Source organism: Kribbella endophytica (assembly GCF_054781295.1).
This window is the reverse complement of the sequence record NZ_BAAGUR010000002.1, coordinates 208,563-230,283: the sequence shown is the minus strand read 5'-3', so window position 1 is coordinate 230,283 and position 21,721 is coordinate 208,563. Positions and strand designations below refer to the sequence as shown.

General features: G+C 70.4%; 21 protein-coding genes. 11 read left to right on the top strand and 10 right to left on the bottom strand.

Annotated features, from left to right (window positions below; genetic code table 11):
- Positions 1 to 16: 16 nt before the first annotated feature.
- Genes ACYVIO_RS19700 through ACYVIO_RS19675 form a run of 6 tightly spaced genes read right to left on the bottom strand, consistent with a single transcriptional unit; the run spans position 17 to position 6,003 of the window.
- A complete protein-coding gene (locus tag ACYVIO_RS19700) occupies positions 17 to 1,414 on the bottom strand; it encodes an ATP-binding protein (RefSeq protein ID WP_460652295.1) in 1,398 nt (465 codons plus the stop codon).
- 43 nt (positions 1,415 to 1,457) lie between these two features.
- A complete protein-coding gene (locus ACYVIO_RS19695) occupies positions 1,458 to 2,153 on the bottom strand; it encodes a MerR family transcriptional regulator (protein ID WP_460652294.1) in 696 nt (231 codons plus the stop codon).
- Positions 2,150 to 3,526 carry a serine hydrolase domain-containing protein gene (locus ACYVIO_RS19690; protein WP_460652293.1) on the bottom strand — a complete coding sequence of 459 codons (1,377 nt, stop codon included), beginning with the start codon at positions 3,524 to 3,526 and terminating at the stop codon, positions 2,150 to 2,152. Before ACYVIO_RS19690 ends, ACYVIO_RS19695 begins: the two co-directional genes overlap by 4 nt.
- A 9-nt stretch (positions 3,527 to 3,535) precedes the next feature.
- Positions 3,536 to 4,246 (bottom strand): Clp protease N-terminal domain-containing protein, encoded by a 711-nt coding sequence (locus ACYVIO_RS19685; protein ID WP_460652292.1) that lies wholly within the window; start codon positions 4,244 to 4,246, stop codon positions 3,536 to 3,538.
- Positions 4,247 to 4,295: 49 nt separating this feature from the next.
- A complete protein-coding gene (locus ACYVIO_RS19680; protein WP_460652291.1) occupies positions 4,296 to 5,465 on the bottom strand; it encodes a serine/threonine protein kinase in 1,170 nt (389 codons plus the stop codon).
- Positions 5,466 to 5,475: 10 nt separating this feature from the next.
- Positions 5,476 to 6,003: a helix-turn-helix transcriptional regulator gene (locus tag ACYVIO_RS19675; protein ID WP_460652290.1), complete on the bottom strand. Its 528-nt coding sequence runs from the start codon at positions 6,001 to 6,003 to the stop codon at positions 5,476 to 5,478.
- A gap of 89 nt (positions 6,004 to 6,092) precedes the next feature.
- Between ACYVIO_RS19675 and ACYVIO_RS19670 the strand changes: the two genes are divergently transcribed.
- The 4 genes from ACYVIO_RS19670 to mug all read left to right on the top strand — a co-directional run bounded on the left by ACYVIO_RS19670 (position 6,093) and on the right by mug (position 8,051).
- Positions 6,093 to 6,413: a hypothetical protein gene (locus ACYVIO_RS19670; RefSeq protein ID WP_460652289.1), complete on the top strand. Its 321-nt coding sequence runs from the start codon at positions 6,093 to 6,095 to the stop codon at positions 6,411 to 6,413.
- 28 nt (positions 6,414 to 6,441) lie between these two features.
- The gene (locus ACYVIO_RS19665) at positions 6,442 to 6,726 is read left to right on the top strand and encodes a hypothetical protein (protein ID WP_460652288.1); all 285 of its coding nucleotides are present in this window, start codon (positions 6,442 to 6,444) and stop codon (positions 6,724 to 6,726) included.
- A complete protein-coding gene (locus ACYVIO_RS19660; protein ID WP_460652287.1) occupies positions 6,714 to 7,409 on the top strand; it encodes a hypothetical protein in 696 nt (231 codons plus the stop codon). The genes ACYVIO_RS19665 and ACYVIO_RS19660 overlap by 13 nt, the downstream gene beginning before the upstream one ends.
- Before the next feature lie 105 nt (positions 7,410 to 7,514).
- Positions 7,515 to 8,051: a G/U mismatch-specific DNA glycosylase gene (gene mug / locus ACYVIO_RS19655; RefSeq protein ID WP_460652286.1), complete on the top strand. Its 537-nt coding sequence runs from the start codon at positions 7,515 to 7,517 to the stop codon at positions 8,049 to 8,051.
- Here mug and ACYVIO_RS19650 read toward each other — a convergent pair.
- Positions 8,029 to 8,745 carry an alpha/beta hydrolase gene (locus ACYVIO_RS19650; protein ID WP_460652285.1) on the bottom strand — a complete coding sequence of 239 codons (717 nt, stop codon included), beginning with the start codon at positions 8,743 to 8,745 and terminating at the stop codon, positions 8,029 to 8,031. The two genes, mug and ACYVIO_RS19650, sit on opposite strands and share 23 nt — an antisense overlap.
- 22 nt (positions 8,746 to 8,767) lie before the next feature.
- Positions 8,768 to 9,697: an alpha/beta hydrolase gene (locus ACYVIO_RS19645; RefSeq protein ID WP_460652284.1), complete on the bottom strand. Its 930-nt coding sequence runs from the start codon at positions 9,695 to 9,697 to the stop codon at positions 8,768 to 8,770.
- A 190-nt stretch (positions 9,698 to 9,887) separates the two neighbouring features.
- Here ACYVIO_RS19645 and ACYVIO_RS19640 point away from each other — a divergent pair, with 190 nt between their 5' ends.
- The 3 genes from ACYVIO_RS19640 to ACYVIO_RS19630 all read left to right on the top strand — a co-directional run bounded on the left by ACYVIO_RS19640 (position 9,888) and on the right by ACYVIO_RS19630 (position 15,125).
- Positions 9,888 to 10,463 (top strand): TetR/AcrR family transcriptional regulator, encoded by a 576-nt coding sequence (locus tag ACYVIO_RS19640; protein WP_460652283.1) that lies wholly within the window; start codon positions 9,888 to 9,890, stop codon positions 10,461 to 10,463.
- Positions 10,464 to 10,536: 73 nt separating this feature from the next.
- Positions 10,537 to 11,511, top strand: a complete 975-nt coding sequence (locus ACYVIO_RS19635) for a small ribosomal subunit Rsm22 family protein (RefSeq protein ID WP_460652282.1) — start codon at positions 10,537 to 10,539, stop codon at positions 11,509 to 11,511.
- A gap of 26 nt (positions 11,512 to 11,537) precedes the next feature.
- On the top strand, positions 11,538 to 15,125 hold the full coding sequence (locus ACYVIO_RS19630; RefSeq protein ID WP_460652281.1) for a hypothetical protein: 3,588 nt from the start codon (positions 11,538 to 11,540) through the stop codon (positions 15,123 to 15,125).
- Here the strand turns inward: ACYVIO_RS19630 and ACYVIO_RS19625 are convergent.
- Positions 15,122 to 16,435: an MFS transporter gene (locus tag ACYVIO_RS19625; protein WP_460652280.1), complete on the bottom strand. Its 1,314-nt coding sequence runs from the start codon at positions 16,433 to 16,435 to the stop codon at positions 15,122 to 15,124. The two genes, ACYVIO_RS19630 and ACYVIO_RS19625, sit on opposite strands and share 4 nt — an antisense overlap.
- Before the next feature lie 538 nt (positions 16,436 to 16,973).
- Between ACYVIO_RS19625 and ACYVIO_RS19620 the strand changes: the two genes are divergently transcribed.
- Positions 16,974 to 17,156, top strand: a complete 183-nt coding sequence (locus ACYVIO_RS19620; RefSeq protein ID WP_460652279.1) for a hypothetical protein — start codon at positions 16,974 to 16,976, stop codon at positions 17,154 to 17,156.
- A gap of 82 nt (positions 17,157 to 17,238) precedes the next feature.
- Positions 17,239 to 18,297, top strand: a complete 1,059-nt coding sequence (locus ACYVIO_RS19615) for a LysR family transcriptional regulator (protein ID WP_460652278.1) — start codon at positions 17,239 to 17,241, stop codon at positions 18,295 to 18,297.
- A 1-nt stretch (position 18,298) separates the two neighbouring features.
- Here the strand turns inward: ACYVIO_RS19615 and ligD are convergent, their stop codons facing one another.
- Positions 18,299 to 19,276, bottom strand: a complete 978-nt coding sequence (ligD, locus tag ACYVIO_RS19610) for a non-homologous end-joining DNA ligase (RefSeq protein WP_460652277.1) — start codon at positions 19,274 to 19,276, stop codon at positions 18,299 to 18,301.
- Between the two features lie 493 nt (positions 19,277 to 19,769).
- On the opposite strand from ligD, the gene ACYVIO_RS19605 reads away from it, so the two are divergent.
- Positions 19,770 to 20,591 (top strand): DUF1028 domain-containing protein, encoded by an 822-nt coding sequence (locus ACYVIO_RS19605; RefSeq protein WP_460652276.1) that lies wholly within the window; start codon positions 19,770 to 19,772, stop codon positions 20,589 to 20,591.
- 120 nt (positions 20,592 to 20,711) lie between these two features.
- Positions 20,712 to 21,341, top strand: a complete 630-nt coding sequence (locus ACYVIO_RS19600) for a hypothetical protein (RefSeq protein WP_460652275.1) — start codon at positions 20,712 to 20,714, stop codon at positions 21,339 to 21,341.
- Positions 21,342 to 21,721 lie beyond the last annotated feature (380 nt).

Genomic DNA, 21,721 nt, shown 5'->3' with positions numbered 1-21,721 from the left:
GCTCGTCGACAGCACGTCAGGCCCCGTAGACCGTCGTGTCGTCGTCGGCGTCCTTGGCCAGTCGCTTCGACAGGTAGAGCGCCTCCAGAGCGAGCTCCACGGCGGCCGCGATCCGGCCTGGCGAGTCGTCCGGCTCGACGCCCGCGCGAGCAGCGACGTCGTGCAGCACCGGCAGCTCGGGGAGAGCAGACAGTACGTCGCGGCCAGGAATCCGCTCGCCGGTCGTCACCAAGTGGCCCTCGGCAACGGCATTCGCCAGCGGCGTCAGGTCCAGCCCGGCGAACCGCTCCCGCGCCGTGTCGGCCACCGATCGACGCAGCAGGTACTCCAGCAGTTCGACCTCCCGGCCCTCTTCGCCCGGCTCGAACTCCAGCTTGCCCCGCAGTACGGCGGGCACCGCGTCCAGATCGACCGGTCGCGCAACGGCCGGCTCCTCACCGGTGATCGCACTACGCCGCAGCGCGGCAGCCGCAACGGTCTCAGCCGCCGCGACAGCGAACCGCGCGGACACACCCGACCGCTGGTCGATCGCCGTCGACTCGCGCAGGTGCCGGACGAACCGCGCCAGCACCTCCAGCAGCGGCTCCCCGACCTCGGCGGTCAGGTGCGCCTCCTGCCGGACGACGTCCACCTCGGCATCGACGTCGAGCGGGTAGTGGGTCCGGACCTCGGCGCCGAAGCGGTCCTTCAGCGGCGTGATGATCCGGCCGCGGTTGGTGTAGTCCTCGGGGTTGGCCGTTGCCACCAGCAACACGTCCAGCGGCAGCCGGAGCGTGTAACCGCGGACTTGGATGTCGCGCTCCTCCATCACGTTCAGCAGCGCGACCTGGATCCGCTCGGCCAGGTCGGGCAGCTCGTTGATCGCGACGATCCCCCGGTGCGCCCGGGGAACCAGGCCGAAGTGGATCGTCTCGGGGTCACCGAGGCTGCGGCCCTCGGCGACCTTGACCGGGTCGACGTCGCCGATCAGGTCACCGACCGAGGTGTCCGGCGTCGCCAGCTTCTCGGCGTACCGCAGGTCGCGGTGCAGCCAGGTCACCGGCAGGTCGTCGCCGAGCTCGGCGGCCCGGCGTTTCGACGCGGGCGTGATCGGGTCGAGCGGGTGCTCGGGCAGCTCCGCCCCCTCGATCACAGGCGTCCACTCGTCGAGCAGCCCGATCAGCGTGCGCAGCAGGCGCGTCTTGCCCTGCCCACGCTCACCGAGCAGCACGACGTCGTGCCCGGCGAGCAGCGCCCGCTCGAGCTGGGGAATCACGGTTCGGGAGAACCCGACGATGCCGGGCCACGGGTCGTCGCCGGCGCGCAGCTTGGTCAGCAGGTTGTCGCGGATCTCGGCTTTGATGGTGCGGGGAAGGTAACCGGCGGCGCGAAGCTCGCCGGCCTTCCGGGGAAGGTCAGCAGGTGCACTAGTCACTCTGACGACGTTAGCTCGCTCACCCCAGGAAAGGCTCGGGATTTCACCTGTTGAGGTAGGCATCCAACAAGGCTGCACCGTGCAACATTGCTCTCGTACGCCGATCATGCGCTGCTCTCCGCTCGGCAACGGCTGCTCTGAGCGCCTCCGTACTCCCCGTACGGCGAAGTCCCTCGAGCACCGGCCGGATCTGGTCGAAGCCGTACCGGCCCTGCCGCAGCATGTGGATGATCCGCGCGTCCCGGACCTGACCGGGCTGGTAGCGGCGGTAGTTCGTCCCGCGCTCCCGGGCCGGCATGAGCAGCCCGGCGGCCTCCCAGACGCGCAGCGCGGAGGTCCTGATCCCGAGCTGATGGGCCAGCTCGCCGACGCGCAGCGGCGGGCCTGAGACCGGCTGGCCATCGAGGAACTGCTCGGCTGCCGCACCGAGTGCCTCACTCGCTGTGTCGGTCGCTCGCCGTTGTTCGTGCAGCTCGGCGTGGCTCTGGTCGATCACGCGGAGTGCGAGCTCGATGTCGCCGTCATGGACTGCGCGCATGATCAGTTGCGAGCTCTCGGCACCGAATCCCGGGGCGAGTGCGCGATAGGTCAGCAACGCGTCGAGGTGCTGCTCGTCGTACTGGCGATAGCCGGACTCGGTCCGCGGAGCCTCGGGCAGTACGCCGGCCGCTTCGTAGTTGCGGATCAGCTGGGTCGACACCCCGACCCTGCGGGCGAGATCGACCGGGCGCAGGCTCATCCCTGGACTCGCGGCGTGACGCGGCCGGAGGTGAACAAGTACGCCGGCCGGAAGGTGATCGGCGTCCACGGCTGGTCGTCGGAATCGCGCAGGACGAAGTGGTCGCCGTCGAGCGGCTCGGTCGGCAGCAGCTCGAACTCGTGCACCGGCTCCTCGGCGAACGCCAGCCGATCGCCGGTCGCCTGGTAGGTGAGCACGAGCTTCCCGTCGCGCCGCTCGACTTCCATCGCGACACTCTCCCGGGCGTATCGCCCCAAGTGCCGACCACCGAAGCCTGCACCGGTCTCTGCCGCGCCGCCCTCTGCCACCCCGGCCTCTGCTTGCCCGGCCTCTGCTTGCCCGGCCTCTGCTTGCCCGGCCTCTGCTTGCCCGGTCGGCGCAGCCGGCTCGGGCGCGGGCGGCACGCCCACACCGGTGTAGTGCGCGAAGACCTCCGTCGCCAGCTCGTCGAACAACGCCGGCGCCTTGCCCGAGTTCGTCAGCAGGCAGAACGCGATCCTCGCCTCCGGATCGATCCGCAGGAACGCGAGCTGCGAGATCGTCGACCCGTCGTGCCCGAACAGTCGCCGCCCTTCCCAGTCGTACAACCGCCAGGCCAGCCCGATCTCGGCGACTCCGCCGGTCCCGCCCGGGTAGTCGACCTGCGGCTCGCGCATCTCGGCGTACTGGTCGAGATGCAGCTGCGCGAACTTCAGCAGGTCCTCGGCCGTCGACGTGATCAGGCCGGCCGGCCCGATGCTGCGCGGCAGCTGCCAGGTCGACACGACGGAGCCGTCGCTGGCCAGATGCCCGACCGCCGCGCAATGCAGGATCGCCTCCTCCGGCAGCGTCACCGTCGCGGTGAGTCCGAGCGGCTCGATCAGCCGGGCCCGGAGCGACTCGTCCCAGGTCCGGCCGTCGAGCACCTCGATGATCCGGCCGAGCAGCACGAACCCGGCGTTGCAGTACGAGTACGCCGTACCGGGCTCGAACAGTTGCGGTACGTCGGCCAGCAGCGCGACGTACCGCTCGACGCAGTCGTCACCGCGTCCGGTGTCGGTGAACACGTCGCCGTCGATCCCGCTGGTGTGCGTCAGCAGGTGGCGGACAGTGATCCGCTCGTCGATCGATGCCTCAGGCAACAGTTTGACCACCGCGTCGTCCAGCGCGACCTTGCCCTCGGCCGCCAGCTGGACGATCATCGTCGCCGTCCAGGGCTTGGTCACCGAGCCGATCTGGAACACCGAGTCGGCCGTCGTCTCGATGCCGGTCCGCCGGTTCAGCACGCCGTACGGCGCGATCGTCTGCTCGCCGTCGACCCACACACCGAGCACCGCGCCCGGTACGTCGTACTTCGCGGCCAGGTGCGTCAGTCTCGCGGTCCAGTCAGGCACGAGGCCAAACTACTTGCCCTTGGTCAGCTCCTCCAGCGCGGCCCGGACGCCGTCGCGCGCGGCCTCCTCGGACAGGCCGAGCTGGTTCAGCACCTTGGCCGCGATGCCGCCCGGGTAGTTGTAGAAGGCGAGCAGCAGATGCTCGGTGCCGATGTAGTTGTGGCCGAGCAGCAGGGCCTCCTCGGTCGCGTAGCCGATCACGTGCGAGGCGCGCGGGGTCATCGGGAGCTCATCGCTGGTTGCCTCGGCGGCAGCCGTTGGCGGGGCCTCGGCGTCGATCGCGGCCAGGACGTCGTTCTCGGTGAGGCCGGCCTCGATCATCAGCAGCGTGGCGACCGACTGCGGCTCGGTGAACAGCCCGAGCAGCAGGTGCTCGGTGCCGACGAAGCCCTGCCCGCGCTCACGAGCGATGCCGGAGGCGGCCTGGATGACCACCTTCGTCCGCAGCGTGAACCGTTCGAGGTCGAGCTTGACCGGCCAGGAGTCCGAGAACCGCTTGTGCGCGGCCTGCTTGCTGACGCCGAGCACCGCGCTGATCTCGACCCACGACTTGCCCGAACTGCGGGCGCGATCGACGAAGTAGCCGAGCGCAGCGTCGGAGGTCGCGGTCAGATCGGTGATCGTGCTGGACGCGGTCGCGAGTTGGTCCAGTACGTCGTCGTTGCCGGTGTCGGTGCGGATGGTGTCGATGAGTTGCTGCAGATCAGGTCCAGGAGTCATGCGTCAACCTTAGGTTGACAAGCCGTGTGCGTCAACCCCAGGTTGACGATCAGCACTCGTGCCGGACGAAGTCCGTCAGCGCCCACCCGGTACTCCCGTCACCGAGCCGCACATGCACCCACGAGTCCCCGTCCCGCGGCGCAATCGGCGTGAGGTGATCCCCTTGATAAACAGTCGCCACCACCGTTCGACTACGAGGAGCATCCCGAACCGTCGCATCCTCAGCACAAACGGTCAGCTGGTCATTTTCCTTGCCTTGGGCAAGCATTGACGCACCGACGCCGACCGCGAGGAGCACTGGTGCGGCAACGGCAGCTACTTTCACCAGCCACCGAGACCAACCAGCTTTTACTACGGTCTGCGGGCCGACTGCCGCACGAACGGCGTCCGCGAACTCGGCCGCACTCGCGTACCGATCAGCTGGATCCTTCGCCATCGCTCGCGCGACCACCGCATCGAATGCCGCCGGTACGCCGTACTGGCTTGGCTGCGGCGCCGGGAGGATTGCTACGGCGTACGCGAGTTCCGGCAGCGTCTTTCTGTCGTACGGGAGCAACCCCGTGAGCAGCGAGAACAGCGTGCCGCCCAGCGCGTAGACGTCGGCAGCAGCTGCCACCGGATCGCCTCGCCACTGCTCCGGCGCCATGTACGCGACCTTGCCCGCCATCGCGCCCAGCGGCGGGCCGGCGGGCGCGTCCGACCGAAGCCAATCCGACCCACCGGTGAGATCAAATCCGGTGCTCGACTCCAAGCTCACCAACTGCCGAGCGACCCCGAAGTCCCCGACCAACGGCCGCCCGTTGTCGAGGATGATGTTGGCCGGCTTGAGATCCCGGTGGATCACCCCGGCCTCGTGCATCGCATGCACCGCGTCGGCCACCGACGCGAGGAGCTCGGCCGCCTCGGCAGGCTCCAGCGGACCCTCATCGGCCAGCCGCCGCTGCAGATCCGGCCCGCTCAGCCGGTCCATCACCAGCCACGCGTTGTTCCCGTCGCCGCCGACCTCCTGCACGCGGACCACGCCCGGGTGCACCACCGCCGCGGCCGCCCGCGCCTCGCGACGCAGCCGTTCGCGGTACTGCGGGTCGACCAGCTCGGGATGCACCACCTTGACCGCGACGCGCTGCCCGTCGGCCAGCCGGTTCGCGTCGTACACCACCCCTGTCGCGCCCGCACCCAGCGGCTCCGCGAGGCGGTAGCCAGGTACCTCGACGATCACGGCTCGCACACTAACCCGCACTCTCCGAGGTGGGAAGGCTCTGCGATGCCAGCTCCACCAGGGGTGCCAGCTGTGCCACCTCGACCAGCACCTGCCGGCGGAACTCCTCCAGATTCCCCGAGTCGTTGGCCCGCAACGGAGACAGCAGCTGTACGGCGGCCCGCCCCAACGGATCGTCGGCCGCGGCGTCCACCAGCGGCAGCAGATCGCGGGCCTCGGTCAGCGCCTGGCTGAGCAACCGGAGCCGGATCGGCTGCTCCAGCAGCAGCGCGGCCACGCGGAGCATCCGGCGTCCGGCCCGCATCGCCAGCTCACCACTGACCGGCTGCATCTCACCGCTGTCGCCACGGTCGCGGAACGCGTCGATCCACGGCTCGACCGTCTCGCCGCGCCAGATCGGGCCGGACGACAACTCGGCGTCCGGCTCGGGCAGGCCGTGGCTGCGACGCCGGCGCCACGCGGTCACCAGCTGACGGTTCAGACCGAGCGCCTCGGCGATCTCGGCGATGCCGTAGAAGGCCTTCCGCGGGTGGTTCATCGGCTCAGCGTATCCACTGATGACACCTCTTGCCATCTCTGACGACACGACCTACCGTCATCTCAGATGACAATCAATTGGAGGTTCTGATGACACGCCGCCCCGCTTTCGTCCTCTCAGCACTCGCCCTCGGCGCCGCCGCGCTGACCGCCGGAGCCCCGGCCGCGCACGCGGTCGAGATCCCCGAGCACGCGGTGATCACCTGCCAGAGCGCGACCTTCTACGAGAACTACGACTTCTCGATCCCCGGCCCGGTGCACGAGCTGCGCACGCTCGAGGCCGGCAACAAGGTCGGCCACACCCGCGGCGCGCACCCGGTCTACAACGGCTGGGCCTCGGTCCAGGACTTCGGCCCGAACGACTGGGGCTTCGTCCGGATCGAGTGCCTGGGCGGCTGGGGCAGCTGGTAACCGAGACCTGAGACCGAGGAGACGACCGATGAACCGCATCACCCGCACCACCGCACTCGCCGCTGCCGTACTGGTCGGCGCCACCACGCTCACCGCGACGTCCGCCGAGGCCGCCAACGGCCGGGTCGGCGTACGCGAGACCGTCTGCGCGCAGGATCTCGAACTGCGCACCGAACCGCTCGGCGCCCGGATGGGCACGCTGCACCACCCCGAGACCTTCCTGGTCGAACGCGTCTCCGGAACCTGGGTCTACGGGTTCGCGTACGGCGACATCAACCACCGGGGCTGGGTCCAGGACGGGTGGTTCTGCTGATGCGCCGGCTGCTCGCCGTACTGGCCGCGGGGCTGTTGACGGCGGTCGCGACACAGCTGCCGTCGTACGCGGTGAACCAGTACACGACGATCGGCAACGTGCCGAAGCCGGTCGCGTGCAACAACCACGGCACGATCCCGGCGGGCGGCTGGCTGGCGAACAAGTCGTGCGGGTACGTGATGGGGACGGCAATCGCCGGGACGCGGTTCGACGTCCACACGACGACGGCGAACAACTTCCACTTCGGCCGCTGGCGGGCCGGTGACGGCTCGAACTTCTGCGCGTTCCTGGTGCCGTCGGCGCTGGACCTGGGCACCGGCTCGTCGGTCGCCGAGAGCTGCAGCGCGGACACCAGCGAACGGCTGTCGCACCGGCGGACGTTCGGCCGCGACTTCGACGCCGCACCGCACACAGGCAACGGCGCGATCATCGTGCGGATCAATCCGTCGGCGTGCACCGGTTACTACAACTACTTCACCGACAGCACGTACGCCGGCGGCCGGCTGCACGATCCCGCCGGCTTCGCGCTCCCGACGACCGGTGGTTACCGCTACTCGACCAACGACCTGGGCGCCTCGATGATCCGCGTCGACAACGCCAGCGGCGAAACGATCTGGCTGTTCGTCGCCCACTCCTGCATCGCAAGCCAACTCCCCGCCGGCCTCAACAACCAGAACGACTGACCGGCCCCCGCCCCCTGCCCCACCCCTTCCGCCCAAGTCCCCACGCGCTACTCCACTGCCCTGCCCCGATGCCTCGCATCCCCACACTCTGCTTAGGGTGTGGGGATGCAGCAGCTGGCGGATCTGGTCGAGCCCGGCCTGAAGGTTTTGTTCTGCGGGATCAACCCCGGACTGATGTCCGCACAGACCGGCCACCATTTCGCCCGCCCCGGCAACCGGTTCTGGCCCGCCCTGCACCTGGCCGGCTTCACGCCGAGGCTCTTCAAGCCCGCCGAGCAAGGCGAGCTGCTCGACCTCGGCCTCGGCATCACCAACGTCGTCGACCGCCCGTCGGCCCGCGCCGACGAACTCACCAAGGCCGAGTTCCGCGCCGGCGGCGAGAACCTCGAGCGCAAGGTGCTCGAGTTCGCGCCCGACTGGCTCGCGGTCGTCGGCGTCACGGCGTACCGCGACGCCTTCGGCCTTCCGAAGGCCGCGATGGGCCCGCAGGAACGCACGATCGGCCCGACCCGGGTCTGGATCCTGCCCAACCCGAGCGGACTGAACGCGCACTACACCCTGCCGAAACTCGCCCTCGCGTACGGCGAACTCCGCACCGCCGCGGGACTACCCGATCTGTTCAGCTCAGTGCTTTCAGAATGAAGTCGACGACCGCCTCCGGCTGCGAGACCGCGACCGAGTGCGAGCCCTCGACCTCGACCGTCGTACCGCCCGCCCGCTCGGCCATGAAGCGCTGGGCCTCCGGATGGATCGCCTGATCCTGGGTCGAGATCAGCGTCCAGCTCGGCAGCTTCTTCCACCCCGGCTCGCCGGTGAACTCCTCTTCCAGCCCCTGCGCCGCGACCGGTCGCTGGCTGGCCGCGAGCACCCGGCTCACCTCGATCGGCAGGTCCGCCGCGAACACCTCCGGGTAGGCCGCCGGATCGAGCCGCAGCTCCGGCGCCTCGGTCCCGTCCGGCTGCGGGAACAGCGTCGGCCGGATCGCCGCCCCGAACGGTGTCTCCGGGAACTTCGCGGAGATGCTGGCCGGGCTCTCCCCCTCGTCCGGCACGAAGGCGGCGACGTGAACGAGGCCGACCACGTTCTCCAGCCCCTGCGCCGCCTTGTTGATCACCGCCCCGCCGTACGAGTGACCGACGAGCAGCACCGGCCCGTCGATCTGGCGCACCGCGCTCGCGACGTACGCCGCATCGGGCGTCAGGCCGCGCAGCGGGTTCGGCACCGCGGTGACGTCGATGTGAACCTTCTGGAGCAGGTCGATCACGCCGTTCCAGCTGCCGCCGTCGGCGAACGCGCCGTGGACGAGGACGACGGTGGTGTTCTTCTTCTCGGTCATCTCAGAAGGTCCCTTCGGTAGCTCAAGCCAGTGCGGAACGCAGAGTGCGGATCGCCAGGTCGATCGCGGCGGTCGCGGCGTGCGTGTCCCGCAGCGCGTCCAACATCACGAAGTCGTGGATGATTCCGCCGAACCGTACGGCGGTCACGTCGACGCCCGCTTCACGCAGCTTCGCGGCGTACGCCTCACCCTCGTCGCGCAGTACGTCGGCCTCACCGGTGATCACCAGCGCGGTCGGCAGGCCGGCCAGCTGCTCGGTCGTCGCGCGCAGCGGCGACGCGGTGATCTGGTTCCGCTCGGCCTCGTCGGTCGTGTACTGGTCCCAGAACCACTTCATCCCGTCCCGCATCAGGAAGTAGCCCTCGGCAAACTCCTGGTACGACGCGGTGTCGAACGACGCGTCGGTGACCGGGTAGAACAGCACCTGCTGCTTGAAGTGCAGGTCGCCGCGCTCCTTCGCGAGCAGCGTCACGGCGGCGGTCAGGTTGCCACCGACCGAGTCACCGGCGATCGCCAGCCGGGTCGCGTCCAGACCCTTGCTCTTGCCCTCAGCAACGATCCAGCGGGCGACCGAGTAGGCCTGCTCGATCGCGTGCGGGTAGCGGACCTCGGGCGACAGGTCGTACTCCGGGAAGACGACGGCCGCACCGGCGCCGACGGCCAGTTCGCGGACCAGGCGGTCGTGGGTGTGCGCGTTGCCGAACACCCAGCCGGCGCCGTGGATGTAGAGGATCACCGGCAGCTCGTCCGTCGTACCGGCCGGCTTGACGATCCGGGCCTTGGTGCCGTCAGCGACGGTGACCCACTCCTCGTCGACCGGGAGCTTCGGGTAGTCGGTGGTCTGCACCTCGTCGACCAGCTTGCGACCCTCGGCCGGCTCGAGCTGGAACAGGAACGGGGGCTGCGCGGTCGCGTCGGCGAAGGCTTGGGCGGCGGGCTCCAGAACGGTCATCGGACTCTCCTCCAGAAGATCTCTCATCGGAGAGAACGGGCGTTCTCTCTCGATGTCTTGTACTCTAGGAGAACGATGGTTCTCCGCGCAAGTGGGGTGCTCCGGATCACACGGGAACAGCAGGCGGGCGGGAGCGGGGCTGCCCGCGAGCGGCGGACGGGCCGGCCCGGCGACGAGAAGGTGGAGACAGATGGCGATCGACACGGCGACCGCGCAGCGGCAGGTGCTGGACGCGGCGGACGCGCTGTTCTACGAGCGCGGTGTCCAGTCCGTCGGGATGGACGCGATCCGGACGGCGTCCGGGGTCTCGCTGAAGCGGCTCTACCAGCTGTTCCCGTCGAAGGACGCGCTGATCGAGGCGTACCTGCACCAGCGCGACCAGCAGTGGAAGGACATGCTCGCCGAGCATGTCGACGCCACGACCGACCCGCGCGAGCGGATCCTGGCGGTGTTCGAGTTCCTGCACACGTGGTTCACGCAGAAGGACTTCCGCGGGTGCGCGTTCATCAACTCGTTCGGCGAGCTGGGCGCGGTGTCGCCGCGGGTCGCGGAGCTGGCGCAGCAGCACAAGGCGGGTTTCCGGCAGGCGCTCACTGAACTGGCTGAAGCTGCCAACGCGCCTGATCCCCAGCAGCTTGCCGACCACTTGATTCTGCTGAGCGAGGGTGCGATCACCACCTCTGCAATCTCCGGCTCGGCCCAACCCGCCCGGCGGGCGCGCGAGGCCGCCGTACTGCTGATGCAGGTCTCTCTGCCTGCCGACTGACTGCCTCCTCTCACCTCCCTCTCCCCCGCGGCAGTAGGATTCGCGGGTTCATGCCGGCCGACGAAGGATGACGATGGCTGACCTGCCGCAGGATCTGCGGACTGCACTCGAGGCAGCCGTGAGCAGCGTCCCGGCGGCCCAGCTCACCAGTGCTTTCCAGCGGCTCAGCACCCGGTACCGCGAGGAGCAGGCGGCGACCTCGCCGATCATGGCGTCGCCCGCCGACGTGATCACCTACTCGGCGTACCGGATGCCGGCGACCTTCGCCGCCGTCCGTTCGACGCTCGAACAAACCGCCCTGCAACTGCCCGACTTCGCGCCGGCCAAGCAGCTCGACATCGGCGGCGGTACCGGCTCCGCGGTGTGGGCCGCGACCGACGTCTGGCCGTCGCTCGCGAACATCACTGTGCTCGAGCAGGTCACCGAAGCCATTGCCCTCGGCAAGAAACTCACCGCGAACGCGGAGTCCTCCGCCGTCCGCACCACGACCTGGACCACCGGCCTCCTCGACCAGACCACCTTCGAGTCCGCCGACCTCGTCACCGTCTCGTACGTGCTCAGCGAACTGTCGACCGAACAGCAGCAGAAACTGGTCGCCCAACTGGCCGCCCAGCAAGGCCTGGTCGCCCTGATCGAGCCCGGCACCCCCGGCGGCTACGAACGCATCGTCGCCGCCCGCGACCAGCTCATCGCCGCCGGCCACAGCGTGATCGCGCCCTGCCCACACGACCTCGGCTGCCCGATCCCGCGCGGCCGGGACTGGTGCCACTTCACCAGCCGCGTCAACCGCAGCGCCGTGCACCGCCGTACCAAAGGCGCCGAACTCGGCTTCGAGGACGAGAAGTTCTCGTACGTCGTCACCAGCCCGACCCTGCGCGCCCAGGCCGCGAACCGGGTCCTCCGCCACCCGCAGCAGCGCAAGGGCCTGGTCTCGCTCCGCCTGTGCACCGACACGGGCGAGCTGCGCGAGGAGATCGTCTCCAAACGCCAAGGCCCCCTGTACCGCGCGGCCCGCAACACCGAATTCGGCGACCCCTGGCCAACCTGACACCAGGGGTCGGCAGGATGGGCGGCATGCGAGCCGCTGATCTGCTCCGGTCGATCGATTCCCTCCCGTACGGCGACCGCGTGCGCGCGATCGCCGACCAGGCCCTGCGCCTGCGCGGCACCCCAGCGCTGGACGAGCTCCTCACCGACCTCTCCACCGGCCCCGCCGACCACCGCGTCATCGGCCTCCGCATCGCCCAGATCACCGGCAACGCCGCCTACGTCACCGAACTCCTCCACGACCACGAGCCCACCGTCCAGGCCCAAGCCCTCGCGGCCGTCGGCCACTGGAACCGCCGCTCCTCGGCAACCCCCACAGCGGCGGTCTCCGACGACGAGCTGCGGATCCTCCACGACGATGCACCGGCCGCGCTCCGCCCCCGCCTGCTGCAAGTCATCCGCCGTACCGGCCGCCAGCTGCTCGCCGCCCGCCTCATCGACGAACAGCGCGACCGCTGGGGCGACCAGTACGCCGCAGCGCTTCTCGACAGCACCGACGACGCCACCGTCCGGCGCCTCCTCCCCGAACTCGCGTACTGCTTCTCCTCCGGCCAGTGGGAACGCCTAACCCGCCGCCACCCGCAGGTCGTCCTCGACCACGCGACCGAGACCCTCCCGACCGGCACCGACCGCGACGAGTGGTGGCAGGGCGTCGGCTACGGCGTCACCGCCGCCCTCGACCACGACGCACCCCGCGCCTTCGCACTGATCAAATCCGCGATCGCCCCCGACGACCTCCCCTGGGCGGTCGTCAGCATCCTCGGCCGCCTGATCGACCTCGACCCCAGCGGCGTACTCGCCCTCCTCCTGCCTCCCGACCGAGCGAACACTCTCCACAGAGCCTTCACCCCAGCAGTCCGCCGCCGCCTCCACCGCTACTCCGACCAGGACCTCACCGCCCTCGGCCGCCTGCTCTGGCCGAACCTCAGCGGACTGCTCAGCGACCTCCCGCCCTCGCGCCGAGCCGCCGTCTTCGCCGCGGTCACCGCCGACCTCGAACTCCGCGAGCTCCCCGCCGCACTCCTCGACGTCCTCCCCCGATCCACGCGCACCGACCAGGCCCGCCGCATGCTCACCCTCCCGGACATCGCCGAGGAACCGCACCGCCGCTGGGAGATCACCGCCTACCTCCCGTACGACGAAGCCTTCGCGCTGCTCGAACCCGAGATCCGCCGCCCCGAAGCAGCCGACCGCGCCGCCGTCTACCGGGCCATCATCACCTCGGCCGGTCGCTCCCGCCAGCCGGAACTGGTCCACCAGGCGCTCACCTGGGCGACCCGCGTCCGCAACGACCGCGATCCGGTCCGCCAGTCCGTCCTCGAAGCCACCGCCGCGCTGCCGCCGTCCGTGCTCACCGACGACCACGTCGTACCGCTGCAGACCCTGCTCACCGACGCCCTCGAAGCCCGCGACACCTCCTGGCCGAGCCGCGCCGCGCTCACCGAGTCCGCCCGCCACGCCGTCCATCAAGGGGCCCAGCGCAACCAATCCGCCCTGCTCGCCTGGGGCCTCGACGCCCACGCCGCGATCACCCAGAATCGCGGCACCGTCGACCTCGACGGCATCATCGACGGCTTGCCGCGCGGCCGCGAAACCGCCGTGTACGACGCGCTGCGTCCGTACCTGGAGAGCGCCGCCGAGCGCACCGAGTTCAAACTCCTCTTCGCCGTCTCCACCGCGTTCGACCGCCGGGGCTGGGACAACGACCACCTGCAGAACCTGCTCGAGGTCGCCCTCTGGTCGAACCAGGAGTTCACCGTCGGCACCGCCGCCTCGCACTGGCTCCGCCCGCCGGCGACCCGCGCCGACCGCGTCGGCCGCATCATCGCCCGCGACCTCGGCATGGTCCAGTGGGACGCCGTCTGGTCCGCCGTCACACAAGTCCGCACCGACCTGCTGGACGCCGTACTGGCCGACCCCGCCCGCAGCCAACTCTTCACCAAGAGCCACGCCCCCTGGCGAGTCGGAGGCTCGACCCTCCGTCGCTGGCTCCCCCGCCAGCACCACCAGTACGCCGAGGCAGCGACTACCGTCGCCGACGACACCCGCCTCGCCGAGTGGACCCGAGCCGAGGCAATCCTCATGCTCGGCCAACTCCCCACCATCGGCCCCACAGCCGTCCAGCCCTACCTCCCCGACCCCAACGCGAACGCGAACCCCGAGCCCGTCCCCACGCCCGACGCGAACCCCGAGCCCGTCCCCACGCCCGACGCGAACCCCGAGCCCGGCGCCGCGCCGGACGCGAACGCGAGTCCCGAGGCCGGCACCGCGCCACAGGCCGTACCCCCGCAGCCCGTCACCGCACCACAGGCCGCTCAGCCCACCACCGCCCCAAGTACCGACCCCCGCAGCGAGCCTCTTCCCGACCCAACTGCAACCGCCGAGCCCAGCGTCCTCCTCCAAGAAGCAGCCCTCCGCGCCCTCTCCTGGTCCGACCAACCCCAGCTCGCTCTCCCCCAACTCCTCCAGTACGCCGGCAACGACCGCGCCCGAGTAGCGATCTACGCCGCCACCCGAGTCGCCCGCTTCGTCCGCCCCAGCACCCTCCCCGCCCTCCTCCACCCGGTCCTCACCGGCGACAACGCCAAGGTGACCTCCCGCAAGGAAGCCGCCCGCCTCCTCGGCGAACTCCGCGCCCCCGGCGCCGCCGCCGTCCTCACCGACGCCTGGGGCGACGCCCACCGCGACGTCCGCGCCGCCATCACCAGCGCCGCCTCGCAGTACCTCCTGCACGAACCCGCCAGCTGGGCCCTCCTCCAGCAAGCCGTCCACGACAGCGCCGCCACGGCGACGGTCCTCACCCAGCGCACGCCGTACGGCCTCGCCACCAAGTACCGCTCCCGGTACGCCGACCTCCTGATCGCGGTGACGAACCGCCCCGAACCCGAGGTCGCCCGCGCCGCAGTCCTCGCCCTCCAGCACTGGGCGAACTGGAACACCGCCGTCGCCCCCGTCATCGCCGCCTTCGTCACCGACCTCGGCTCCCGGACCTGGCGCAGCGCCGCGACCGCCCTCGTCGGCATCGTCGCCACCAACCCGGACCGCGGCCTGGACGAACTCATCGGCTCGGTCCGCCTGCTCGTCCGCCTGGAGAACAACCCCCAGGTCCCCGACGCTCTCCCCGACCGCGACCACCCCGCCCGCCAACGCCTCACCACAGTCGTCGACACCCTGGTCGGCCACCTGTCCCGCCGATCGATCGAGACCCATCAGGTCCTCCGCCCGATCGCCGACGAACTCACCGCCACGCCGTACGTGCACCTCCGCCAGAAGCTGCTCACGGCAGCCCTCCACCCAGCCCACCTGGCCGAGGACCTGACGCTCCTCCGCACGGACCGCCCCCTGGCCGCGGCCACCGCAGCCGATCTCCTGGCCAACCATCTGAGCCGAATCGAAGCCCACTGGACCCCCGACGACCTCTACCCGGTCGCCGCCCAGCTCGTCACCAGCCGAACTCTCGCCGACGGCCTGATCGCCCACGCCCTGATCAAGGCCGCCGGCCCCCGCACCGGCTGGACCCCGGCCTGGCGCGCCCTACTCGTTGCCCTCCGCAACCACCCCGACCCCGACGTCCGCGAGCGCGCACTGGAGCTCACCACCAGCCCGGAGAGCTAACCCGCGTCCACTCGCACCGTCAGAAGCAACCCCACCACACAAAGCCCGGCGGCCACCACGAACACCACAACCCCGTCGGCGCGCACGGTCAGCGCCGCACCCGCCGTCGCCGCACCAACCGTGGCACCGACCTGACGCATCGCATTGAGAAGGCCGCCAACCGCACCCGTGGCATCCGCGGGCGCCTTGCTCACAGCGAACCCGACCAGCGGCGGCAAAGTCCACGAAACCCCCAACCCGCAGCCCAGCAGACCGGCAGCCAGTACGACGGGACGCTGCTCTCCCACCAGCGCGACAGCAACGGCACACAGCCCCACCGCGAACGCAACGAATCCCAGCCGAATCGGCACCAACGCCCCGAACCTCCGCACCAGCCGCCCGGTGAGCAACGGATTGACCGCCACCACCACCGTCATCGGCAGCAACGTGATCCCGATCGACAAGGAGCCCTCGGCAACGATCAGCGGTACGGCGAACAGCACGGTCGTGAGCGCGTAGTTGACCAGAGTCCCCCACCCGAACGCGCTCCAAACCGGCCGATTCCGTCGAAGCGCGTCCGGAATCAGCGGAGCCACGGATCGCCGGTCGGCGCGGACGGTGACGGCCGCCAGGACCAGCACCGCGCACCCGGCTCCCGAGGCCGTCATCCAGTGCAGCTGCCCGGCTTCGGTGATCGCCAGGGTCAGTGCCGCGAGCGTTGCCGCCAACCCGAGGTGAGGCCCCGGCGAAACGGTCCGGCGGTGTCTGGTCACGGTGATCCGATTCCGGCACAGCAGCACCACGACGAGGGCCAGGGGCGCGTTGATCACGAAGACCGCACGCCACCCCGACAGCTCGACCAGCCATCCACCGAGCACCGGACCGACGGCCATGGCCGCGCCGCTGATCGCAGCCCACCAACTGATCGCCCGCGCCCGCTCGTCCGGCCTCGCGTACAGCGCCGCAAGCAGAGCCATCGAACTCGGAACGACGCCCGCCGCGAGCAAGCCGAGGACCGCTCGCCCCAGCAGCAGTGCCGCAAGATTCGGCGACAGCGCGCAAGCTACCGGCACGATCCCGAAGCCGGCACTGCCGACCAGGAGAACCCGATCCGCGCCGAGACGGTCCGCCAGACTGCCGCCGAGCACGAGCGCGGCGGCGAGCGTCATCGTGTACGCCATGGTCGCCCAGCCGACGCCGATCACATCCGTAGGCAGCGACGCGATCAGATCAGGCCCGGCCACAGCCAGCACGGTCGTGTCGAGCAGCACCATGAAGTAGGCCAAGGAGATCCCGAGCAACGCGGGCCACCTGGTCGATCTGCGAAACATGAGCCACCATTCGGTCGAAGAAGCACCAGGGGCGTTCCCCTGGCGCGAGCCGCTGACCTGCTCCGGTCGTGATCCTCGAGTACGCCGAGGCGCTGGCGGTTCCGATCGCTTCCCCTCCAGCGCGCGGGCCGTTGCGTTCGGCACCTACCCGAGCGCGTCGACGGCCCGCTGCACCGCCTCTCCGACGCGTACGCCGTACAGGAGGAATCGATCGACCGAAGCCGTCGCGCGATCGCGCACGCCGACGGGGCCCCGGTGCGGCTCAGCACAGCCTCGCCGGATCGGCCCGCGGTCTCGACCGCCACCACCGAAGGGGTGTTCGGCAAACCCGAACGCACCGGGCTCACCGACGACCTACACTTCCGACGTGAACGTCGACCACCTCCCCACGGCGATCACGCTCGCCCAGCACGCCACCGTCAACCGGACTGCCGCCGCCCAGGGCTGGCCGCGTGAACGTCGACCACCTGCGCACAGCGATCGCGCTCGTCCAGCACGCCACCGTCAACCGCACCACCGCCACCCAGGACCCGCCCGCGTGAACCTCGACCACCTGCGCACGGCGACCGCGCTCGTCCAGCACGCCACCGTCAACCGCACCACCGCCGCCCCAGGGCCTGCCCACGTGAACGTCGACCACCTGCACACGGCGATCACGCTTGTCCAGCACGCCACCGTCAACCGCACCACCACCACCACCACCCAGGACCTACCCGCATGAACGTCGACCACCTCCACACGGCGATCACGCTCGTCCAGTGCGGCACCGTGAACCGCACCACCGCCGCCCAGGGCCTGCCCGCGTGAACGTCGACCACCTGCGCACGGCGATCGCGCTCGTCCAGCACGGCACCGTGAACCGGACTGCCGCCGCCCAGGGTCTGGCCGCTTCGTCGGTGTCGGACCGGGTACGACGGCTCGAGGCCGATCTCGGGGCGCAGCTGTTCACGCGCGACCGGTCCGGGATGCATCCGACCGTTGCCGGGCGCGCCTATCTGGCCGCGGCGGGTGCCGCGCTGGAGGCGCTCGATGCCGCGGCCGAGCAGTTGATCAGCGCCGACTCGGTCGTCGCGGTCGGCGCCCAGTCGTCGATCGCGGACACGCTGCTGCCCGGCGTACTGGACGATCTCGCGCGCCGGCGCCCGGACCTCGTCGCGCAGATCCGGCCGGAGCCCGACCGCTCCAAGCTGCTCGCGGCGCTGGAGCGCGGTGAGCTCGACGCAGCGTTGCTGCTCGACACCGGACCCCGGATCGGCGACCTCGGATTCTCCACCGGACAGGTCGATGAAGCCGGCGCCGATCGCGGTCGCGAACGCCTCGCGCTCGCCGGAGACGCGAACACCCAGGTCACCCGGAGCGAGCTCGTCGGAGACGCGAACACCCAGGTCACCCCGAGTGCGCTCGTCGGAGACGCGAACACCCGAGTCGCGCCGAGGGAGCGCGCGTTCGGGCCGGAGTTTCCGATGGCGTTCGTCGACGTGCGGGAGGTGCCGATGGTCACTGTCGCCGGCGCGGGGCATCCACTGCTAGGGCGGCCGGTGACAGCCGCCGAGATCCGTGACGGCGCGACGCTGGTCGGGCAGGAGAGCCGGTGCTCGTTCTGGCTGGCGACGCGGCGCTGGCTCGGGCCCGACGTCGACCTGATCGGGGTAGGCGGTCTAGCACAGGTCCGCGACTGGGTTGCGGCGGGACGAGGAGTGGCGGTCCTGCCGGACTTCGCCGTACGGCGTGATTTGGAGGCCGGCCGCCTGGTCGCCGTCGACATCGCCACACCACCACTGCAGCTACGCCTCCTCTGGCGCGAAACCCCGAACGACCCCGAGCCCCTGCGAAGCCTGCTCTACGCCCTGTCCCAGGTCTGAGTTAATCGCTCTTATCCTCCGCGTCGCGGCGGGCCTTGGCTCGGCGTTTGCCTTCGTGCATGGCGACCACGCGAGCAATCGGAATCGCGCGCCCCTCTTCCAGCAGGTCCTCGGGCAGGGCCTGCGGCGCGGGCAGCTCATCCGCCCAGTGGTCCGCCGACGCAAGCAGGCCGGGCGCGCTTCGTACGGTGAAGTCCAGCGGCGACACATTGTCGAGCTCGTCCCACCCGACCGGAAACGACACCGGCGTACCAGGTCGAATCCGCGGACTGTACGCCGCAACAACCGTCGCACCACCGGCGCGGGTCGAGTCGACGAACACCTTCCCGCCGCGATCCTCCTTGATGTACGCCGTGGTCGCGACGCTCGGATCGATCCGCTCGGCCCGCGCCGCGATCGCCCGCGTGGCCGCGGCGGCGTCCTCGATCGAGATCGTGTCGTCGATCGGCACGTACACGTGCACGCCCTTCGCGCCGCTCGTCTTCACCGCACCCTGCAGCCCGGAATCGGTCAGCGCCTGCCGGACGAGATGCGCGGCCTGAACCGCGAGCCCGAACGTCTCGTCACCCTCCGGCGGATCGAGGTCGAGCACCAGGTGCGTGACCCGGTCCCAGCGGTCGGCGCGCATCAGCGTCGGGTGGTACTCGACCGCCCGCTGGTTCGCGAACCACAGCAGCGTGCGCCGGTCGTCGCAGAGCGCGTACGACACCTCGCGCTTGGACGCCTCTGCCCACACCGTCACCGTCTTCACCCATTCCGGCGTGTACTTCGGCACGTTCTTCTGCATGAACGGCTGCTGCCGCGGCCGAACCCGCTTGACCGTCAGCGGCCGCTCCCTCAGCTCGGGCAGCATCCGCTCGTGCACCGCGTCGAGGTAGTCGACAAGATCCCGCTTCGTCGCCTCCGCCCCGTCGAACAACGGCTGATCGAGGTTCGTCAGATCGACCCCGTCACGCGTCTCGTCCGGTGTGCTCGCCATCTGCCGAGCCTAGACTCTCCCAGGCCGAGCCGACCGCGTCCCGCCGGAGTCGATCGACGAGACTCGGCCGGCACCGGACGAACGAGGCGTCGGCCGAACGACGCTTCGGCCGGATCCAATGGTCGGGCGTGGGCCGGGGCCGATGGTCGGGGCATAGGCCGGGCCGCTGACCGGGGCTTCGGCCGGGACCGCTGACCGGGGCTTCGGCCGGTGCCCCCGGGCGAGGCGTCGGCCGGACGACGCTTCGGCTGGAGCCGATGATCGGGGCGTAGGCCGGGGCCGATGACCGGGGCGTGGGCCGGGGGCCGATGATCGGGGCGTAGGCCGGGGCCGCTGACCGGGGGCTTCGGCCGGTGCCCCTGGGCGAGGCGTCGGCCGGACGACGCTTCGGCTGGAGCCGATGATCGGGGCGTAGGCCGCATCCGATCGACAAGGCGTCGGCCGGAACTGATGGACGAGGCCGGGCCTAAGCCCGGCGTGGAGGAGCTGGCGAATGACGTTCACGATCGTGGCGTACGACGTGGAGTCGGCGTCCTGGGGTGTGGCGGTGGCGTCGAAGTTCCTGGCGGTGGGGGCTGTGGTGCCGTGGGGCAGGGCGGGGGCCGGCGCGGTGGCGACTCAGGCTTCGGCGAACTTGTCGTACGGCCCGGACGGGCTCGATCTGCTAGCGGACGGCGTCTCGGCCGACGAGGTGGTTGAGCGGCTGACGGCGGCGGACGACGGGCGGGACAGTCGGCAGGTGGGGATCGTCGACGCCGCGGGGCGGGGTGCGACGTACACCGGACCGGAGTGCATGGACTGGGCCGGCGGGCTCGCCGGGGACGGGTTTGCGGTGCAGGGCAACATTTTGGCCGGACCGGGCGTCGTACCCGCGATGGCGGAGGCCTGGCGTGATCGGGCCGACGAACCGTTCGACCGGCGGCTGCTCGGCGCGTTGGCGGCGGGCGACCAGGCCGGCGGCGACCGTCGCGGTCGCCAGAGCGCCGCGCTGCGCGTGTGGCGTGCGGGAGCGGCGTACGGCGGTCAGCTCGACACCGCCATCGACCTCCGCGTCGACGACCACCGCACTCCGGTCGAGGAACTCGGACGGTTGCTCGCCCTCCACGACCTGTACTTCGGTACGCCGGACCCGTCCACCCTGCTCCCGCTGGAGGGTGCTCTGGCCGAGGAGGTCATCGCCCTTCTCGCCGGCCTCGGCTACACGACTCCCGACGCCCTCGATGCGTGGGCCGGGACGGAGAACTTCGAGGAGCGGCTCGTCGACGGGCAGCTCGATCCCGTCGTACTGGAGCAACTGCGGGCCCAGGGCTCCTAATTTTGTTGCCTTAGGCCCCGACATGGAACTGTAACGCAGCCGCGACCAACCATCTCTCGCAGACCGGCGTCGAAGTCAGCAACATCAACCGAAACGCCTTTACTACGGGGAGAAATCGTCATGGTCAGCAGGACCTCCGCACGTCGCCTGAAGTCCGCCGCGGTCGCCACGGGCGGGATGTTCGCGCTGCTCGGTCTCGCAGCGTGCGGCGCGCAGCCCAACGCGGCGGGCGGAGCGCCGGTCCCGGCCGGCGGCGCGACGACGCCGATCAGCAAGCCGTCGACCGGCGGCGGGACCGACCCGGCGAAGCCGGTCGCGGCGACCACGCAGGCGACCTCGGCGGCAATCCTCGGGCCGAACGGGTACGGCAAGCTGAAGCTCGGCATGAGCGTCGCGCAGGCCAAGGCCACGGGGCTGCTCGGCAAGAAGAAGTTCGCCGACAGCTGCGACGGCTACGACCTCGCCGCCCACCCGACCCCGGCCGACTCGGTCGGGCTCTACTTCTCCAAGCAGCACGGGCTGGTCGCGATCTTCGCCCAGGACAAGATGATCACCGCCCAGGGCATCAAACTCGGTACGACGATGAAGCACGTCCGCGCCGTCTTCCCCAAGGCCGAGTCCGGCCCCAACGGCCTGCAGATCGCCGTCCCCGGCAACAAGTCGGCGTACTACTCGATCATCCCGACCAACGACACCAAGACGGTCGGCGAACTCGCCCTCGCTACCACCAACCAGGATTGCTTCGGCTGAGCCCAGCCCCTGCGACTACCGGGCAGGCCCCCCACCGCCAACGGCACCACCTGCCCACGACAGGCGTCGCCCAACTACCACCCGGCACCGCCTATTCGTGACAAGCGCTGCCCAACCGCCACCGCCCAACTGCAACAGCCACCGCCCAACCCGCCACCGGCACCGGCCAACGGCCACCGCTATCCGCGACAGGCAGCTCATCCTCTTTCCGGCCGGTGCAACCTCAGGTTCGCGACCCCATCGGCCACATTGGCAGCGACCTCAGCCACAGCTATCCACCTGTCCAGGGAGGGTGCCAGCTGAGCTGACTGGCCATGCGGCCGGTGAGGTCGCGGGAGCCGAGGCCGCGACGGCCGGGAAGGGAAGAAGGAGTTGCATTG

Bases quoted from the DNA above. Each gene is read 5' to 3' on its own strand.
- ACYVIO_RS19695 (WP_460652294.1), bottom strand. From the start codon at position 2,153: ATGAGCCTGCGCCCGGTCGATCTCGCCCGCAGGGTCGGGGTGTCGACC.
- ACYVIO_RS19685 (WP_460652292.1), bottom strand. From the start codon at position 4,246: ATGACTCCTGGACCTGATCTGCAGCAACTCATCGACACCATCCGCACC.
- ACYVIO_RS19675 (WP_460652290.1), bottom strand. From the start codon at position 6,003: ATGAACCACCCGCGGAAGGCCTTCTACGGCATCGCCGAGATCGCCGAG.
- ACYVIO_RS19670 (WP_460652289.1), top strand. From the start codon at position 6,093: ATGACACGCCGCCCCGCTTTCGTCCTCTCAGCACTCGCCCTCGGCGCC.
- ACYVIO_RS19665 (WP_460652288.1), top strand. From the start codon at position 6,442: ATGAACCGCATCACCCGCACCACCGCACTCGCCGCTGCCGTACTGGTC.
- mug (WP_460652286.1), top strand. From the start codon at position 7,515: ATGCAGCAGCTGGCGGATCTGGTCGAGCCCGGCCTGAAGGTTTTGTTC.
- ACYVIO_RS19650 (WP_460652285.1), bottom strand. From the start codon at position 8,745: ATGACCGAGAAGAAGAACACCACCGTCGTCCTCGTCCACGGCGCGTTC.
- ACYVIO_RS19645 (WP_460652284.1), bottom strand. From the start codon at position 9,697: ATGACCGTTCTGGAGCCCGCCGCCCAAGCCTTCGCCGACGCGACCGCG.
- ACYVIO_RS19640 (WP_460652283.1), top strand. From the start codon at position 9,888: ATGGCGATCGACACGGCGACCGCGCAGCGGCAGGTGCTGGACGCGGCG.
- ACYVIO_RS19635 (WP_460652282.1), top strand. From the start codon at position 10,537: ATGGCTGACCTGCCGCAGGATCTGCGGACTGCACTCGAGGCAGCCGTG.
- ACYVIO_RS19630 (WP_460652281.1), top strand. From the start codon at position 11,538: ATGCGAGCCGCTGATCTGCTCCGGTCGATCGATTCCCTCCCGTACGGC.
- ACYVIO_RS19625 (WP_460652280.1), bottom strand. From the start codon at position 16,435: ATGTTTCGCAGATCGACCAGGTGGCCCGCGTTGCTCGGGATCTCCTTG.
- ligD (WP_460652277.1), bottom strand. From the start codon at position 19,276: ATGGCGAGCACACCGGACGAGACGCGTGACGGGGTCGATCTGACGAAC.
- ACYVIO_RS19605 (WP_460652276.1), top strand. From the start codon at position 19,770: ATGACGTTCACGATCGTGGCGTACGACGTGGAGTCGGCGTCCTGGGGT.
- ACYVIO_RS19600 (WP_460652275.1), top strand. From the start codon at position 20,712: ATGGTCAGCAGGACCTCCGCACGTCGCCTGAAGTCCGCCGCGGTCGCC.